Annotated in this window: 14 protein-coding genes; 8 read left to right on the plus strand and 6 right to left on the minus strand. The window is 71.3% G+C overall.

The genetic code is table 11. The features are described 5' to 3' along the window. The first annotated feature begins 32 nt into the window (after positions 1–32). Positions 33–1,601: a molybdopterin-dependent oxidoreductase gene (locus tag ACN27J_RS25150; protein WP_421372453.1), complete on the plus strand. Its 1,569-nt coding sequence runs from the start codon at positions 33–35 to the stop codon at positions 1,599–1,601. A gap of 99 nt (positions 1,602–1,700) precedes the next feature. Here the strand turns inward: ACN27J_RS25150 and ACN27J_RS25155 are convergent, their stop codons facing one another. Next, positions 1,701–2,129, minus strand: a complete 429-nt coding sequence (locus tag ACN27J_RS25155; protein ID WP_278173781.1) for a WhiB family transcriptional regulator — start codon at positions 2,127–2,129, stop codon at positions 1,701–1,703. A gap of 280 nt (positions 2,130–2,409) precedes the next feature. Here ACN27J_RS25155 and ACN27J_RS25160 point away from each other — a divergent pair, with 280 nt between their 5' ends. Continuing rightward, positions 2,410–3,393 (plus strand): response regulator transcription factor, encoded by a 984-nt coding sequence (locus tag ACN27J_RS25160; RefSeq protein ID WP_421370005.1) that lies wholly within the window; start codon positions 2,410–2,412, stop codon positions 3,391–3,393. 6 nt (positions 3,394–3,399) lie between these two features. Here ACN27J_RS25160 and ACN27J_RS25165 read toward each other — a convergent pair whose 3' ends face one another. Then, positions 3,400–3,810 carry a DUF5319 domain-containing protein gene (locus tag ACN27J_RS25165; RefSeq protein ID WP_278173786.1) on the minus strand — a complete coding sequence of 137 codons (411 nt, stop codon included), beginning with the start codon at positions 3,808–3,810 and terminating at the stop codon, positions 3,400–3,402. A 231-nt stretch (positions 3,811–4,041) separates the two neighbouring features. On the opposite strand from ACN27J_RS25165, the gene guaB reads away from it, so the two are divergent. The 3 genes from guaB (at position 4,042) to ACN27J_RS25180 (ending at position 8,297) form a co-directional block, all read left to right on the plus strand. After that, positions 4,042–5,631 carry an IMP dehydrogenase gene (guaB, locus tag ACN27J_RS25170; protein ID WP_416592905.1) on the plus strand — a complete coding sequence of 530 codons (1,590 nt, stop codon included), beginning with the start codon at positions 4,042–4,044 and terminating at the stop codon, positions 5,629–5,631. A gap of 72 nt (positions 5,632–5,703) precedes the next feature. Continuing rightward, positions 5,704–6,822 (plus strand): GuaB3 family IMP dehydrogenase-related protein, encoded by a 1,119-nt coding sequence (locus ACN27J_RS25175; RefSeq protein ID WP_278173788.1) that lies wholly within the window; start codon positions 5,704–5,706, stop codon positions 6,820–6,822. A gap of 77 nt (positions 6,823–6,899) precedes the next feature. Further along, entirely contained in the window at positions 6,900–8,297 is a 1,398-nt protein-coding gene (locus ACN27J_RS25180; RefSeq protein WP_421372455.1) for a M1 family metallopeptidase, read from the plus strand. A gap of 68 nt (positions 8,298–8,365) precedes the next feature. Here ACN27J_RS25180 and ACN27J_RS25185 read toward each other — a convergent pair whose 3' ends face one another. From ACN27J_RS25185 to ACN27J_RS25195, 3 genes are all read right to left on the minus strand, one after another. After that, a complete protein-coding gene (locus ACN27J_RS25185; RefSeq protein ID WP_421370008.1) occupies positions 8,366–9,799 on the minus strand; it encodes a non-reducing end alpha-L-arabinofuranosidase family hydrolase in 1,434 nt (477 codons plus the stop codon). A 116-nt stretch (positions 9,800–9,915) separates the two neighbouring features. Next, positions 9,916–10,914: a DUF5954 family protein gene (locus ACN27J_RS25190; protein WP_421370010.1), complete on the minus strand. Its 999-nt coding sequence runs from the start codon at positions 10,912–10,914 to the stop codon at positions 9,916–9,918. Between the two features lie 88 nt (positions 10,915–11,002). Continuing rightward, positions 11,003–11,920 (minus strand): sulfotransferase domain-containing protein, encoded by a 918-nt coding sequence (locus ACN27J_RS25195; protein ID WP_421372457.1) that lies wholly within the window; start codon positions 11,918–11,920, stop codon positions 11,003–11,005. Between the two features lie 168 nt (positions 11,921–12,088). Between ACN27J_RS25195 and ACN27J_RS25200 the strand changes: the two genes are divergently transcribed. Further along, complete coding sequence (locus ACN27J_RS25200) at positions 12,089–12,388, plus strand: hypothetical protein (protein WP_421370012.1); 300 nt, start codon at positions 12,089–12,091, stop codon at positions 12,386–12,388. A 25-nt stretch (positions 12,389–12,413) separates the two neighbouring features. Here the strand turns inward: ACN27J_RS25200 and ACN27J_RS25205 are convergent, their stop codons facing one another. Beyond that, complete coding sequence (locus tag ACN27J_RS25205) at positions 12,414–12,731, minus strand: type II toxin-antitoxin system PemK/MazF family toxin (protein WP_421370014.1); 318 nt, start codon at positions 12,729–12,731, stop codon at positions 12,414–12,416. 193 nt (positions 12,732–12,924) lie between these two features. On the opposite strand from ACN27J_RS25205, the gene ACN27J_RS25210 reads away from it, so the two are divergent. Together ACN27J_RS25210 and guaA are read left to right on the plus strand one after the other, a co-directional pair. Then, the gene (locus ACN27J_RS25210; RefSeq protein ID WP_421370016.1) at positions 12,925–14,595 is read left to right on the plus strand and encodes an FAD-dependent oxidoreductase; all 1,671 of its coding nucleotides are present in this window, start codon (positions 12,925–12,927) and stop codon (positions 14,593–14,595) included. A gap of 57 nt (positions 14,596–14,652) precedes the next feature. Continuing rightward, entirely contained in the window at positions 14,653–16,206 is a 1,554-nt protein-coding gene (guaA, locus tag ACN27J_RS25215; protein ID WP_421370018.1) for a glutamine-hydrolyzing GMP synthase, read from the plus strand. The last annotated feature ends 5 nt before the right edge of the window (positions 16,207–16,211 follow it).

Raw genomic sequence — 16,211 nt, forward strand, 5'->3', positions numbered from 1 at the left:
GGCCAGCTGCGCAGACCGAACCGCCGGGCCGCCTGCCCGGGCCGCTCGCGGCGCTCGCCGGGGTGGCCGCGGCCGCGCTCGCCCTGGGCCTGGCCGAGCTGATCGCCGTCGCCACCGGCGCCCGCTCGGCACCGCTGGTCGCGGTCGGCGGGGTGGTCGTCGACACCGTCCCCGAGCCGCTGAAGCAGTTCGCCATCGACGTGTTCGGCGTACACGACAAGACCGCGCTGCTGATCGGCACCGGCGTACTGCTCGCCGGGTTCGCCGCCGTCATCGGGATGCTGGCCGCCCGCCGGCTCGCCGTCGGCTTCGCCGGCATCGCGGTCTTCGGCGTGATCGGCGCGGCGGCCGCGCTCACCCGGCCCGGTGCCGGGCCGGCCGCCGTCCTGCCGGCGGTGATCGGCGCGTCCGCCGCCGCGCTGCTGCTCTGGGCGCTGCTCGCCGGCCCGCTGCGGCCGGCCGCCGTCGCCGCGTCGGCCTCGCCGGCTTCGCCTGCCGAACCGGCGCCGGTACCGGTTCGGCCCGGTGCCGGCACCGCCGACCGGCGCCGGTTCCTGTCCAGCGTCGGCGTGTCGGTCGGCGCTGCCCTGGTCACCGGTGCCGGCGGGCGCTGGCTGGCGCAACGCCGGGGGGTGGCCACCGCCCGGTCCGCCGTGACGCTGCCCGCCCCGGTCGACGCCGCGCCGCCGCTGCCTTCCGGTGTGGACCCGGCAGCGCCGGGGCTGAGCCGGTACGTCACCACCAACCGTGACTTCTACCGGATCGACACCGCGTTGGTCGTGCCCCAGGTCGACCCGGACGAATGGCGACTGCGGATCCACGGCCGGGTGACCAACCCGATCACCCTGAGCTACGCCGACCTGCTCGGGATGGAGCTGGTGGAGCGGTACGTCACGCTGGCCTGTGTCTCGAACGAGGTGGGCGGGAATCTCATCGGCAACGCCCGCTGGCTCGGCGTACCGGTGCGGGACCTGCTGGTCGAGGCGGGCCCGCTGCCCGGAGCCGACCAGGTCGTCGGCCGGTCCGTCGACGGCTGGACCTGCGGCACCCCGACCGAGGCGCTGCTGGACGGGCGGGACGCGCTGCTCGCGGTCGGGATGAACGGTCAACCGCTGCCGGTCGAGCACGGTTTTCCGGTCCGCATGGTGGTGCCCGGCCTCTACGGGTACGTCTCCGCCTGCAAGTGGGTCACCGAGCTGGAGTTGACCAGCTTCGCCGACTTCGACGCGTACTGGGTGCCGCGCGGCTGGGCGGCGCAGGGCCCGATCAAGACCCAGTCCCGGATCGACACCCCCCGGGTCCGCGCCGAACTGTCCGCCGGCACCGTACCGGTGGCCGGGGTGGCGTGGGCCCCGCACCGGGGCATCAGCGGCGTCGAGGTACGGGTGGACGACGGCCCCTGGCAGCCGGCCGAGCTGGCCCCGGCGGTCTCCGCGGACACCTGGGTGCAGTGGGTCTGGCAGTGGCCGGCGACCTCGGGTGAGCACCTGCTGCAGGTCCGGGCCACCGACGGGACCGGCGCCACCCAGCCCGAACTACGCCAGCCTGTCGCCCCGGACGGGGCGACAGGCTGGCACTCGGTCCGCGTAACAGTCCAGTAGGGACAATCGAACCGGCTGCGGCCGGTGGCCGAGGTCGCGGCCCAGGTGGTGGCCGCGACCGCGACCGCAGCCGCGCGGTCAGGTGGCAGTTTGCCGTGGTCAGGCGGCGGTGGCCGAGTCCGCCGGCTGCGGCCTGACGGCAGCCGATTCCGGCCGGCGCTGGGCCGGCACGGTCGACTTGTGCGGTCGGCCCAGCCGGGCCTCCAGCCGTTGCACGTCGACCCGGCCGCCGCGGCGGTCGGCGAGATCCTCCCAGCCGAGGGCGAGCAGCCGGAGCCGTTCCGACTCGCTGAAGCCGCCCCACACCCCGTACGGCTCGCGCACCGACAGGGCGTGCGCGGCGCACTCCGCGCGGACCGGGCAGGTCCGGCAGACCGCCTTGGCTCCCGACTCCCGGCGGTTGCGTGACGACCCCCGCTCACCGTCGGGGTGGAAGAACTGGGCGCTGTCCCGGCCACGGCAGGCACCGAGGATCTGCCACTCCCACAGGTCGACGATCGGTCCGGGCAGTCGGCGTACATCCGACATCTGCACCCCTCCTTCCGCGCGGCTCCCGCGGACACTTCGTGGTAGGACCGGGCGGCCGGCCGCGCAAGCGCTCCGGTCCTTCGTGTCACCGGGGTACCCGGGAGTCCCACTGCTCAATCACCCGTGCCGGAACGTGTGGGATCACCCGGGTCGGAACCTGCGCGCGATAGCCGGTCGGCGACGTGGCCGCCGGTCCTGAACTTTCATCTTTTTTCGTGGCAAAGCGCATGAGCGAGCGTGCCTCGCGTGATCTGCTGCTGGCGGGAGAGGGGAGTCACAAGTGCGCAAGGTGCTCGTGTGTGTACGAACGGTAATTGCAGCTCAGAACATCACCGCCGCCGCCGCCCGGCTCGGCCTCTCCGCCGCAGTACGCACAGCGGTCTCTGAACCGGAGGTGATGCTGCGGCTCGCCGAACGGCCAGCCGAGATCGTACTCGCCGACACCGCCCTTGCCCGTCCGGACAGCGCAAGCTTCACCCGCCGGGTGCTGGCCCGTTCGCCGGGCAGCGTGATCGTGCTGTTCGGCGGGGAGGACCCGCAGGTGGCGTCGGCCGCGCTGGCCGCCGGTGCCCGTGGGCTGCTGCGCGGCACCGACGACCTGGTCACCGCCGTGGCGAAGACCCTGCTGCTGCTCGCCGCGCCGGGCCGCCGTACGCCGGCACTGCTGACCGAGCAGTCAGCAGCCGCCGCACCGGCCTCGGCGGTGACCGCCACTATTGGTGCCGCTGGCACGGCGACTCATCACTCCGGGGCTGCCGCCGCTGGTACCGACTCCGCCGGACGATCGGTCACCGGCGCCGCCGAGCAGACGGCTGCGGCCGCTGCCGGTGCGGACCCGGCCACCGGCCCGAACGTGGTGCCGAACCAACGCGACGACGCGGCCGCTACGGCGCCGGCCGCCGACACCGCCGAAGCACCGGCACCCGTCCCGCACCCCGACGGCGCGCCGACCGACAGCGCACCCAATGACAGCGCACCCAATGACAGCGCACCCAATGACGGCGTGGCGCCCGGTGCCGGACCGGACGGCGCCCAGCCGTCGGACGGTCGAGTCACCGCACTACGCCGGATCGGGCTCACCGAACGCGAACTCCAGGTGCTACGCGGGATGGCGGAAGGCAAGAGCAACGGCGAGATCGGCCGCGACCTGTTCGTCTCGGAGGACACCGTCAAGACCCACGCGCGACGACTGTTCCGCAAGCTCGGCGCACGGGACCGGGCGCACGCGGTGGCCACCGGATTCCGTACCGGACTGGTCGCCTGACCGACCTTAGCCCGGCCGGTCCTGGTCGTCGTCCGCCTCGTCCCGCAGGGTGTCGTGCACGCCGTCGGCGTACCCCCGGGCGTACTCCCAGCTCACGTAGTGGTCCGGGTCGGGGTTGAAGGCCGGCTCGTGCACCCGCGGCCGGCCGGAGTCCAGCAGGTGGCGCAGATTGCCGCGCAGCAGGTCCCAGTCGAAGTAGTGCGGCTCCCGGCAGTCCTCGCAGTCGATCACCAGCCCGCGGATCCCGACCGCGCCGAGCAGCGCCCGGTAGACCTCCAGGTCGGCGAGGTCCTCCAACACGTCCTGCCGTTCGGCGGGCGTCAACGAGTCCGGCTCGCCGGCCTCGGTGGGATCCTCCAGCCCGGCTGCCGGATCGGCGGGGTCGCCGCTGAACGGATCGATCGGCTCTTCGTGCACCCCTCCACCGTAGTCCCACCCGTACCGGCTGCGTGGGCCCCACCCGGTCCGGCCGGCCGCGCAGGTGGCGCGCCCCGCCGGTCAGGCGGTGGGTACGATGAACCATCGCACCGCAAGACGGGGCGAGCCGGTCAACCGCCACCCACGCCGGGCCGCCTGCCGACCCGGCGCCTGGGCATCAGCCGCCGCCGGCCCCAGGCGAACCGTCCGACCAGCTCAGGGGAAGAAGTCGTGGAAAACTCGCCCACCCAGCAGCCCGTCGTCGACAGCACCGCCAACGGCGGTCACGTGCCCCCGGTCCCCGCCGCGTTCGGCGGCCACGTGCCGGAGATGCCCGCCGGGTCGGCCCGGGCGGTGCCGCTCGGGTTGACCTTCGACGACGTGTTGCTGCAGCCCGCCGAGTCGGACGTCATCCCGAGCCGGGTCAACACGGTGACCTCGATGACCCGCAACGTGCGACTGTCCGTACCGTTGCTGTCCAGCGCGATGGACACGGTGACCGAGGCGCGGATGGCGATCGCGATGGCCCGGCAGGGCGGCATCGGCGTACTGCACCGCAACCTCTCCGCCGACGACCAGGCGATCCAGGTCGACCTGGTGAAGCGTTCCGAGGCCGGCATGATCACCAACCCGGTGACCTGCGGCCCGGACGACACGCTGCGGCACGTCGACACGCTGTGTGGCCGGTACCGCATCTCCGGTGTCCCGGTCGTCGACGAGCAGGGCGCCCTGGTCGGCATCATCACCAACCGCGACATGCGGTTCGAGACCGACCAGAGCCGCCCGGTACGCGACCTGATGACCTCGATGCCGCTGGTCACCGCCCCGGTCGGGGTGGCCAAGGCGGACGCGCTGGCCCTGCTGCGCCAGCACAAGGTGGAGAAGCTGCCCCTGGTCGACGACGCCGGCCGGCTGCGCGGGCTGATCACCGTGAAGGACTTCACCAAGAGCGAGCAGTACCCGGACGCGACCAAGGACGACGCCGGCCGGCTGCGGGTGGCCGCTGCGATCGGCGTCGGCGACGACTCGTACAAGCGGGCCCGGACCCTGGTCGACGCGGGCGTCGACGTACTGATCGTGGACACCGCCCACGGCCACCAGCGCGGGGTGCTGGACATGGTGCGCGCCCTGAAACGGGACACCGAGGTCGACGTGGTCGGCGGCAACGTCGCCACCTACGCCGGTGCCCGCGCGCTGGTCGAGGCCGGCGTGGACGCGGTCAAGGTCGGGGTCGGCCCGGGCGCGATCTGCACCACCCGGGTGGTCGCCGGGGTCGGCGTGCCGCAGGTCACCGCGATCATGGAGGCGGTCCGGGCCTGCCACCCGGCCGGCGTTCCGGTGATCGCCGACGGCGGCATCCAGTACTCGGGCGACATCGCCAAGGCGCTGGTCGCCGGTGCGCACACGGTGATGCTGGGCAGCCTGCTCGCCGGCTGCGAGGAGAGCCCCGGCGAGCTGCTGTTCATCAACGGCAAGCAGTTCAAGTCGTACCGGGGAATGGGGTCGCTGGGCGCGATGCAGTCCCGTGGCCAGGCCCGCTCCTACTCCAAGGACCGCTACTTCCAGCACGATGTGCTCAGCGACGAGAAGCTGGTCCCGGAGGGTGTCGAGGGCCAGGTGCCGTACCGTGGACCGCTGGCCACCGTCGTGCACCAGCTGATCGGCGGGGTCCGGCTGGCCATGGGGTACGTCGGCGCCGAAGGCATCGACGACCTGCACCAGCGCGGCCAGCTGATCCGGATCACCGCCGCCGGTCTGAAGGAGAGCCACCCGCACGACATCCAGATGACCGTCGAGGCCCCCAACTACCACACCCGCTGACCTACGCCGTCGACCTGCCCGCGCGGTGGCCGAGCCGCCGGGCGGTCGACCTGTCCATGACGGAGATATGCCATGCGTGACGTGGTCGAGATCGGGCTGGGCAAGACCGCGCAGCGCGGCTACCACCTGGACGACATCGCCATCGTGCCGAGCCGGCGGACCCGGGACGTCGACGACGTCTCCACCGCGTGGCAGCTCGACGCGTACCAGTTCAAGATCCCGTGCGTGGCGCATCCGTCGGATGCCACGATGAGCCCGGCCAGCGCCGCCAAGCTGAGCGAGCTGGGCGGGCTCGGCGTGCTCAACGTCGAAGGGCTGTGGACCCGCTACGAGGACCCGAGCAGGGTGCTCGGCGAGCTGACCGCGCTGGGCGACGACGACCCGGCGACCCGCCGGCTGCAGGAGGTGTACGCCGAACCGATCCGTCCCGAGCTGATCGCCGAACGGGTCCGGCAGATGCGGGCCGGCGGCGGTACGGTCGCTGCCCGGGTGTCGCCGCAGCACACCCTGGCGCTGGCCCCGGTGGTGCTGGACGCCGGCGTGGACATCCTGGTGATCCAGGGCACCCTGGTGTCGGCGGAGCACGTCTCCACCACCGACGAGCCGCTGAACCTCAAGGAGTTCATCGCCGACCTGGACCTGCCGGTGGTGGTCGGCGGCTGCACCGACTACAAGACGGCGCTGCACCTGATGCGTACCGGCGCGGCCGGGGTGATCGTCGGGATCGGCGCGGACGAGTGGTCGACCACCGACTCGGTGCTCGGTATCCGGGTGCCGATGGCCACGGCGATCGCCGACGCGGCCGCCGCCCGCCGCGACTACCTGGACGAGACCGGCGGCCGGTACGTGCACCTGATCGCCGACGGTGACCTGCAGACCTCCGGTGACATCGCCAAGGCGCTGGGCTGCGGTGCCGACGCGGTGATGCTCGGTGAGCCGCTGTCGCTGTGCGCCGAGGCCCCGGCAGCCGGGGCGTGGTGGCATTCGGTGGCCAGCCACCCGAAGCTGCCGCGTGGCGCGTTCGGGGTGGCCGACGAGCCGCTGGGCACCATGGAGCAGTTGCTGTTCGGGCCGGCCGACTCCCCGGACGGCCAGCAGAACCTGTTCGGCGGGCTGCGCCGGGCGATGGCCAAGTGCGGCTACCGCGATCTGAAGGAGTTCCAGCGGGTCGGTCTGGTCCTCGACCGGTGACCAGCCGCCGTCCGTCGTTCGCGCCGGGCCGCCGTCGGTGGTCCGGGCCACGGCGGCGTACGGCGGGTGTCACCGCGCTGCTCGCGGCGGTGCTGGCCGCCGGCATCGCCGGCTGCGGCGTACTGCCGGAGCTGGTCGACCGGGGCGACGACAGCTCGACGGGTGGTTTCCAACCCGGTGCGGCCGGCATCGGCGACCCCTACTTCCCGACGTACGGCAACGGTGGCTACGACGTGGCCGGCTACCAGTTGACGCTGCGCTACGACCCGGACAGCGAGCGGCTCGACGGCACCGCCACGATCACCGCCACCGCCACCACGGATCTGTCCCGGTTCAACCTTGACCTGGCCGGGCTGGTCGTCGACGCGGTCACCGTCGACGACACCCCGGCCGGGCACAGCCGCGACGGCAACGAGCTGGTCGTCACCCCGGCCACCGGGCTGGCCGACGGTACGCAGTTCACCGTGGTCGTCGACTACGGCGGCCGGCCCGAGCTCCTGACCAGCCCGGACCTGGGCGCGGGCGGCTTTCACGTGACCGACGACGGGGCGATCGCGCTCGGCCAGCCTGAGTCGGCCAGCACCTGGTTCCCGGTCAACGACCATCCGCTGGACAAGGCGACCTTCGACATCGACGTCACCGTCCCGGACGGGCTGGCCGCGCTGAGCATCGGCGTACCGGGGCCGACCAGCAGCGCCGACGGCTGGACCACCTGGACCTGGTCGGAGTCCACCCCGTTGGCCAGCTACCTGACCACCCTGGTGATCGGCGACTACCGGGTGGAGCGTGGCACCCACGCCGGCCGGCCGATGGTGACCGCCGTCTCCGCCGATCTGCCGGAAGGTGGCCCGGCCGAGCAGGCGATGGCCCGCACCGGTGAGATCGCCGACTACCTGGAGTCGGTGTTCGGCCCGTACCCGGTCGACGCGTACGGCGGCGTGGTGGTGAACGACGACCGGATCCGCTACGCCCTGGAGACCCAGTCCCGGCCGGTGTACGGCGACGTGTTCTTCGACTCCGGGCCGGTCACCTGGGTGGTCGCGCACGAGTTGGCCCACCAGTGGTTCGGCAACAGCGTGTCGATCCGGCACTGGCGGGACATGTGGCTCAACGAGGGTTTCGCGACGTACGCGGAGTGGTTGTGGTCCGAGCACGACGGTGCGGCCACCGTCGACGAGATGTTCGACCGGGAGTACGACCGGATCGACTGGGCGAGTCCGGCCGGTGACCCTGGCCCGGCGGGGATCTTCAGCCAGTCGGTGTACAAGCGGGGTGGGCTGACCGTGCACGCGTTGCGGCTGACCATCGGGGACGACGCGTTCTTCCGCCTGCTCCGCACCTGGACGGCCGAGCGACGCAACGGCAACGCCAGCACCGAGGAGTTCGTCACGCTCGCCGAGCGGGTTTCCGGCCAGCCGTTGCGGGAATTCTTCGATGCCTGGCTGTACGGCGACACCGCTCCGGCCAAGCCCTGACTGGTAGTGCGTGGCGGGCCCGGCGTGGATGCCGGGCCCGCCTTGTCATGGTGTGGTGTGGGTGTGGTTCAGCGTTGGAGGGTGAGGAGGCCGGGGCGGTAGGGCAGGAGGCCGTAGTCGCCGCCGGAGTTGGGGGAGCGGCCTTGGTAGAGCATTTGGAGGTTGCAGGGGTCGATGGTCATGGTCTGGTCGGCGTTGGTGCGGATGAGTTCGCCGTGGCTGATGTCGTTGGTCCAGGTGGCGCCGCTGTTGGCACGGCCTGCGAAGGGGTTGTTCTCGCTGGTGGCGTTGGGGGTCCAGGTGCCGCCGAGGTTGGTGGCGGTGAAGGAGCGGAAGTAGCGGCCCTGGGAGCCGATGGCTTCGACGATCATGAGGTAGCGCTGTTGGCCTTGGAGTTTGTAGACCTGGACGCCTTCGAAGAGGTTGTTGGTGGTGTCGGTCATGATGGTGGTGTAGTTGGAGCCGAAGTTGCCGGGGAAGTTGCCGATGGGCATGCTGGCGCGGTAGATGCGGCCGTTGTCGCCGGCGAAGAAGAGGTACATGTTCTGGTCGTCGCCGATGAGTGCTTGGTCGATGGGTCCGGTGCCGGAGTTGCTGATGCTGCCGGTGAAGAGGGTCTGGTGGGCGGACCAGCTGTTGACGTTGGTGGGGTTGGTGGAGGTGCGGTAGGAGAAGGCGGGGCCGCCCCACTGGTAGGCGAGGACCCAGATGTTGCGGGGGGCGAAGTAGAACAGGCTGGGTGCGACGGCGGAGAAGGGCATGGCGTTCTGGCTGGCGGAGCCCATCTGGTTCCAGTTGGAGAAGAGGCCGAAGTTCATCGAGCCCCAGCTGGTGCCGTAGTCGTGGTTGGTGGCGTAGACGAGGTGTTGGCCGTTGTAGGGGGCGTGGGTGAAGTCTTTCAGTGACACCCAGCCGGAGCGGGGTTGGGCGAGTGCGCCGGTGGAGGTCCAGCGGTAGCTCGACGGCAGATTGCAGGTCGGCGGTGCGGTGGTCGGCGGCGGTGCGGTGGTGGGCGGTGCGGTGGTCGGTGGCGGTGCGGTGGTCGGTGGTGCGGTGGTGGGTGGCGGTGCGGTGGTCGGGGTCGTGCCGCCGTTACATGCCACACCGTTGAGCGCGAAACTCGTCGGTGCCGGGTTGCTGCCCGTCCACGAGCCGTTGAAGCCGAACGACACCGTGCCGTTGGTGGGGACGGCGTTGTTGTAGCTGACGTTGCTGGCGGTCACCGCCGAGCCGCTCTGGGTCAGTGACGTGTTCCAGGCCTGCGTCACCGTCTGCCCGGCGCCGAACGACCACGTCAGCGTCCAACTGGTCAGTGGGTCCCCGAGGTTCGTGATGGTCACGTTGGCGCCGAAGCCGCCCGGCCACTGTGACGACACGGCGTAGTTGACCGAGCAGCCCGCCGCGGCGGCACCGGCCGGTGCCGCCACGACGAGCGCCGCCGACGCCAGCAACGCGGCCCCGGCCGACGCCAGCCCGGCTCTGGTTGTTCTCGATTTGATCATGTAGCACTCTCCCGGCAGGACGGTGACCTCGCACTTGTGCTCAGGTCAGTGTTAGGTGAGCGTTAACATCCGTGCCGGGTATGTTACGGGAGCGCTCCCAGTCCATCAACCTATGTCTATGCTGGGACGTCAGGTTCCTGCATGAGCCGCGCCGGTGGCAGGTGCGAGTCCGGGTCCGACGGGCGGGGCCCTTCCGGGCCGTCCGGGCCGACCCGGACGAAGGTCTCCACCCGGGTCACCCGGCACGGGACGCCCTTCAACTCGAAGTCGTCGGTGCGGGGTGGCCGGTGCGCCGCGCGGGCCCGCTCGTACGCGGCGATGAACTCTTCCATCGGGGTGTCGTCGTCCAGCTTGACCCCGACGTCGGAGATCGAGAACGACTGCGCGTCCCGGGCGTCCTGCGGCGTCGCGTAGGTGGTGGACGACCGCGGCCGCCATCGGCCAGCGACGCACTCTCCGACGGTGAAACCGACCGGGAGCAGCACCACGTTCGGATGCGTGGTCACCGCCAGCCGGGAATCGGCGTGCACGTCCCCTGGGACGGCCCTCGGATGGTAGGAGGCGGAGATCATTTCCATCCGGACGAGTCCGTTGGTCAGTCCGGTGCCGGCGGCCGGGTCAATAACGAATCCATCCAACTGCGACGTGTTCCGCTTCGTCTGGCCCGGCGGGTACGGGTCCGGGTCGGTCGGCCGGGGTGGCTCCGGCCCGTCCGCGCCCATCCGGATGAACGGCTGGGCGCGGATGATCCGGTAGCGGGAACCGTTGACGGTCAGCTCGTCGACCGCCTCCCAGTCCAGCAACTCGTACACCGCTTCGTACTCTGCCCGCTCGGCGGCGTGCTCGGGGGTCTGCGGTGTCTCACTGTGCAGCCTCCGGAAGTGGGATGCAAGGCTGTCACGGGCGTCCTGCGGGCTGTCGGCGTTCAGCCGCAGGATCCGCCACCGACCGTTTACCTCCTGGGCAGAGCCGTAGATCGGGGCACCCCACATGAGCTTCGGATAAGCGGCCGCACGGTTGCGGGCGTCGTCCTCGGAAACCGCCGATACCGGGTCGTCCCGATGCTCGATTTTGATCAACAGGTGCTCAGGCACCTGGTTGGCGTCATAGACCATGTACGCATTGTGATGGCTCGATCGCTGGACCGCAGCCCCGCCCCGCCGGGATCGGCCCGCATCACGGTCGATCCGTTTCGGTGCGGCCCTACTGGCCGTTCGGGTCCAGGCTCTGCTGACCGTTCGGGTCCAGGGCCGCACGCGCCTCGTCGCGGCTGGGGTACCCGCAGAGCTCGACGAGGTTGCCGGTCGTCGCGACGAAGGCTTCGTAGATGTCGTCGTCGAAATGGTTGAGCCAGTCGCCGGCCTTGCCCTTGCGGTAGTGCGCAGTCGGCCCGGTCTCCAGGCGATTCTTGCGCATCCGGGAGAACCCGTGCCGGTCGAGCAGCGCCGCCAACTCGGCCGGAGGCAGGGCAATCCCACAGTGCCGCATCAACTCTTCCACCTCGTCCGCCTGTCGCTCACCGGTCAGATCCTCGTACCGGAAGAGGCGGAACGTCTCGGCGCTGGGTGCGGCCACCCACGACCGCAGCGCGGAGAACAGGTTCTTCTCCGCGAGGTGGTTGATGATGTAGAGCAGGCCTTCCTTGCGTGGCTTCTCTTTGAGGATCTTCCGATGGTGCAGGACGTCACCCATCGGGGTGTGCGAGTTCCGCAGCGAGAAGTAACTGGAGACGACGATGTCGCGCGGGTCCCGCATCACGAAGAAGGCCCGGTACTTCTCCGGCTTGGGGATCGCTTCGAAGCGTTTGTAGCCGACGAAGAGCGACGAGGCGACCCGGCCGGGCGGAATGGCGTCAGGGTAACGCCGCCGGTGGACTCGCTGATCGAAGGGCAGCAGGCCGGAGTACTGATACACGACCGGGTCGCTGAGGATGGCCTTCACCCACTGGCTGCCCGTCTTGCGGACCGTGCAGTGGTAGATGTTGTCGTATTCGCAGCGGGCGACCACCGGGATCGTCAGCCGGCTTCTCGCGATCCGCGTCTCGAGCATCGTCCACCGCACCGCCACGCGCACGTTGCTGGGCGTGTGGTGCTTGGCGAAGGTGAAGGTCCGTTTGATCAGTGTCCTAGCCCTGTCTCTGCCCGCAGCCGGTCCCTGTCCGAAGCGGATCCCTGCCCGAAGTGGACGACACGCATCAGCGGATGCTGCGCATCTCAGCCTGAGATGATAGTACGCCCAGCCTGGGATGATGATGGACGTGGACCGCGCCGGTCAACCTCCGAGCCGCCCGTGAAGCTCTCCAGGCTGAGCGTGTCGACCCGGGAGTGGGCAGCGGAGGCCGATGCCGGACCGGGTGCGCGGCGCGGCTCGCTGCGCTGGGCGGGGCTGGTGACCTCCCGGCGTGGCGGCGGCACCCGGGTCGCGGCCGCGCCGCCCGCCGGGCCCGGTCCGGATGAGATGCTGCGTCACCACGCTGCCGCGTTCGTCCGCGAGACGCGTCAACTCGGCGTGGACGACAGCCAGATCATCTCGGCGGTCGCCCGAGCGCTGGAGGCTTCGACGCAGGACCCCGACGCGCAGGTCCGGTAGTTTGCCGTCCAGGAGCTGGGCCGGCTCAAAGGATGTCGAGAACGGCGCGTAGCAGCCGGTTGACCTCGACCATCTCGGCCGGGCTCAGCCGGCCGACGCGCTCGCCGATTGCCTTTTCGACGTCGACGGCACGCAGTTGGTCCAGCATGAGTCGGGTTGGCTCGCCGCGCACGGCGACCTCGGGCCGGAACACGTACGGGTGGGCTGAGGCGGAGGTAGGAGCGACGATCGTCGTGGACAGGTTGAGATCGTCGGACTGCACCACCACGACGTACCGCGCTCCTTGTTGCTCGTGACCGACGGCATCGCGGGGTGCGCGCAGCCGGTAAACGTCACCACGCACCGAGCTCGTCCATCTCAGCCTGTACCCGGCGAACCTCCGCGAGGTCGTCGATGTTGCCACGAGCGTGCTCCGCGTCGGCCCGCATCTTTGCCCTCAGCGCCTGGTCGGCGTGCGGCTGCTTGCCGATCCGCTAGCGGATGGATCGGCGGATCGGCTGGTGGTGCAGCGGTTACCAGTCGGTAATGATGGCGGGATGCGGTACGACGTGGTCGTGATCGGGTCCGGGTTCGGCGGCAGCGTCGCCGCGCTGCGGCTCGCTGAGAAGGGCTACTCGGTGCTGGTACTGGAGGCCGGCCGCCGCTTCGCCGACCACGAGTTGCCGCGCACCTCCTGGCGGGTGCGACGGTTCCTGTGGGCGCCGGCGCTCGGCTGCTACGGAATCCAGCGGATCGCCCTGCTGCGCCCGGCCGGCCGACGCGGAGCAGCCCGCGTACGCGCAGGAGGAACAGGTACAGGGGAGGCACCTGCGGGGGAGAGCAGCGGCCGGGCCGGGGTGCTGGTGCTCTCCGGAGCCGGGGTCGGCGGCGGGTCGCTGATCTACGCGAACACGCTCTACGAGCCGCCGGACGACTTCTACGCCGACCCGCAATGGTCCGGCATCATCAACTGGCGGGCCGAACTCGCCCCGCACTACGCCCGCGCCAAGCAGATGCTCGGCGTCGTCGACTATCCGCGCACCACCGCCGCCGACGAGGCGATGCGGGCGGTCGCCGACCGGATGGGTGCCGGCGACACGTTCCGGTCCACCCCGGTCGCCGTCTACCTCGGTCGTCCCGGTGAGCGGGTCGCCGACCCGTACTTCGGTGGGGCCGGGCCGGACCGGGTCGGCTGCACCCACTGCGGTTCCTGCATGACCGGTTGCCGGGTCGGTGCCAAGAACTCGCTGCCGAAGAACTACCTGTGGTTCGCCGAACGGGCCGGAGCGCACATCCGGCCGCTGACCACCGTCGTCGGGTTGCGGCCGGGTCCGGACGGTGCCGGCTACCTTGTCGACGTACGTCGTACCGGTGCCTGGGTCGGCGGCCGGCAGACGATCGTCGCCGACCAGGTGGTGCTCGCCGCCGGGGCGCTCGGCACCCAGCGGCTGCTGCACGCCGCCCGCGCCACCGGCGCGCTGCCGGCGATCTCCGCCCGGATCGGCACCCTGACCCGGACCAACTCGGAGGCGATCCTCGGCGTGTCTGTCCCCCGCCGGGCCGCCCGCCGCCGCGCCCTCGACTTCACCGACGGGGCGGCGATCACCAGTTCGTTCCACCCGGAGCCGGGCACCCACGTCGAGCCGGTGCGTTACGGCGACGGGTCCAACCTGATGGGGCTGCTGCAGTCGGCGCTGGTGCCCGGCGGGCCGCACCGGGTGCGCCGCTGGCTGGCCGCGCTGGCCGGCCGGCCCCGGGAGACGCTGCGGCTGCTGTCGGTTCGGGACTGGTCGCGGCGCACCATCGTGGCGCTGGTGATGCAGTCGGTGGACAACTCGCTGACCACGTACCACCGACGCGGGCGGCTGGTCGCCGGGCACGGGCACGGCCGACCCAACCCGAGCTGGATCCCGGCCGGTCACCGGGCGGTGCGGCTGCTCGCCGACGAGATCGGCGGCATGCCGGGCGGCGCGGTCACCGAGCCGTTCGACGTGCCGATGACCGCGCACATTCTGGGCGGGGCGGTGATCGGGGCCACCCGCGCGGACGGCGTCGTCGACGCGTACCACCGGGTCTTCGGTTGTCCGGGCCTGCACGTGGTCGACGGCGCGGCGGTCCCGGCGAACCTAGGGGTGAACCCGTCGCTGACCATCGCCGCGCTCGCCGAGCGGGCGATGGCCCACTGGCCGGTCAAGGGCGAGCCGGACCGCCGTCCGCCGGCGAGCTGAGCCGCGACCCTGAACCATCGTCGGGACGGTTCGGCGACGGTCGGTAGGCTCCGGAGCATGAGCACGCCGCGTCCGGTCCTGGTGGTGGACTTCGGAGCCCAGTACGCCCAGCTGATCGCCCGTCGGGTGCGCGAGGCCAAGGTCTACTCGGAGATCGTCCCGCACGACATGCCGGTGGCCGAGATGATGGCCAAGGAGCCGGCCGCGATCATCCTGTCCGGCGGCCCGGCCAGCGTCTACGCCGACGGTGCCCCGCGGGTCGACCCGAAGCTGTTCGACGGCGGGGTGCCGGTCTTCGGCATCTGCTACGGCTTCCAGGCGATGGCGTTGGCGCTCGGCGGCACCGTCGCGCACACCGGCAACCGGGAGTACGGCGGCACCCCGCTGGCCGCCCGCCCCGAGGCCGGAGTGCTGCTACGGGAGCTGCCGACCGAGATCCCGGTGTGGATGAGTCACGGTGACTGCGTGACCGCCGCGCCGGAAGGGTTCACGGTCACCGCCGGTTCGGCCGGGGCACCGGTCGCCGCGTTCGAGGATCTCGCCGGCCGGCGGGCCGGGGTGCAGTTCCACCCGGAGGTGGGGCACACCGCGCACGGCCAGCTGATGCTGACCCGCTTCCTGTACGACATCGCCGGCATCGAGCCGACCTGGACGCCGCAGAACATCATCGACGAGCAGGTGGCCCGGATCCGCGAGCAGGTCGGTGCCAAGGAGGTCATCTGCGGGCTGTCCGGCGGGGTCGACTCGGCGGTCGTCGCCGCGTTGGTGCACCGGGCTGTCGGCGACCAGCTGACCTGTGTCTTCGTCGACCACGGGCTGCTGCGGGCGGGGGAGGCCGAGCAGGTCGAGTCGGACTACGTCGCCGCGACCGGGATCAAGTTGAAGGTGGTCGACGCCACCGACCAGTTCCTCGGCGCGTTGACCGGGGTGACCGACCCGGAGCAGAAGCGCAAGATCATCGGTCGGGAGTTCATCCGGGTCTTCGAGGCGGCGGCCCGCGAGGTGGCCGCCGCCGGTGACGTCGAGTTCCTGGTGCAGGGCACCCTCTACCCGGACGTGGTGGAGTCCGGTGGCGGCACCGGCACCGCCAACATCAAGTCGCACCACAACGTCGGCGGGCTGCCGGACGACCTGCAGTTCGCCCTGGTCGAGCCGCTGCGCACGCTGTTCAAGGACGAGGTGCGGGCGCTCGGCCTGCAACTCGGGCTGCCGGAGGCGATGGTCTGGCGGCACCCGTTCCCCGGCCCGGGTCTGGCGATCCGGATCATCGGCGCGGTCGACCGGCAGCGGCTGGACCTGCTGCGCGCCGCCGATCTGATCGCCCGCGAGGAGCTCACCGCCGCCGGGCTGGACCGCGACGTCTGGCAGTTCCCGGTGGTACTGCTGGCCGACGTGCGCAGCGTCGGGGTGCAGGGCGACGGGCGCAGCTACGGCCACCCGGTGGTGCTGCGTCCGGTGTCCAGTGAGGACGCGATGACCGCCGACTGGTCCCGGCTGCCGTACGAGGTGATCGGCCGGATCTCCACCCGGATCACCAACGAGGTGCCCGAGGTGAACCGGGTGGTGCTGGACGTGACCAGCAAGCCGCCGGGCACCATCGAGTGGGAGTGAGCTGA

The sequence above is a fragment of the Solwaraspora sp. WMMB762 genome (assembly GCF_049179115.1).
GTDB lineage: Bacteria > Actinomycetota > Actinomycetes > Mycobacteriales > Micromonosporaceae > Micromonospora_E.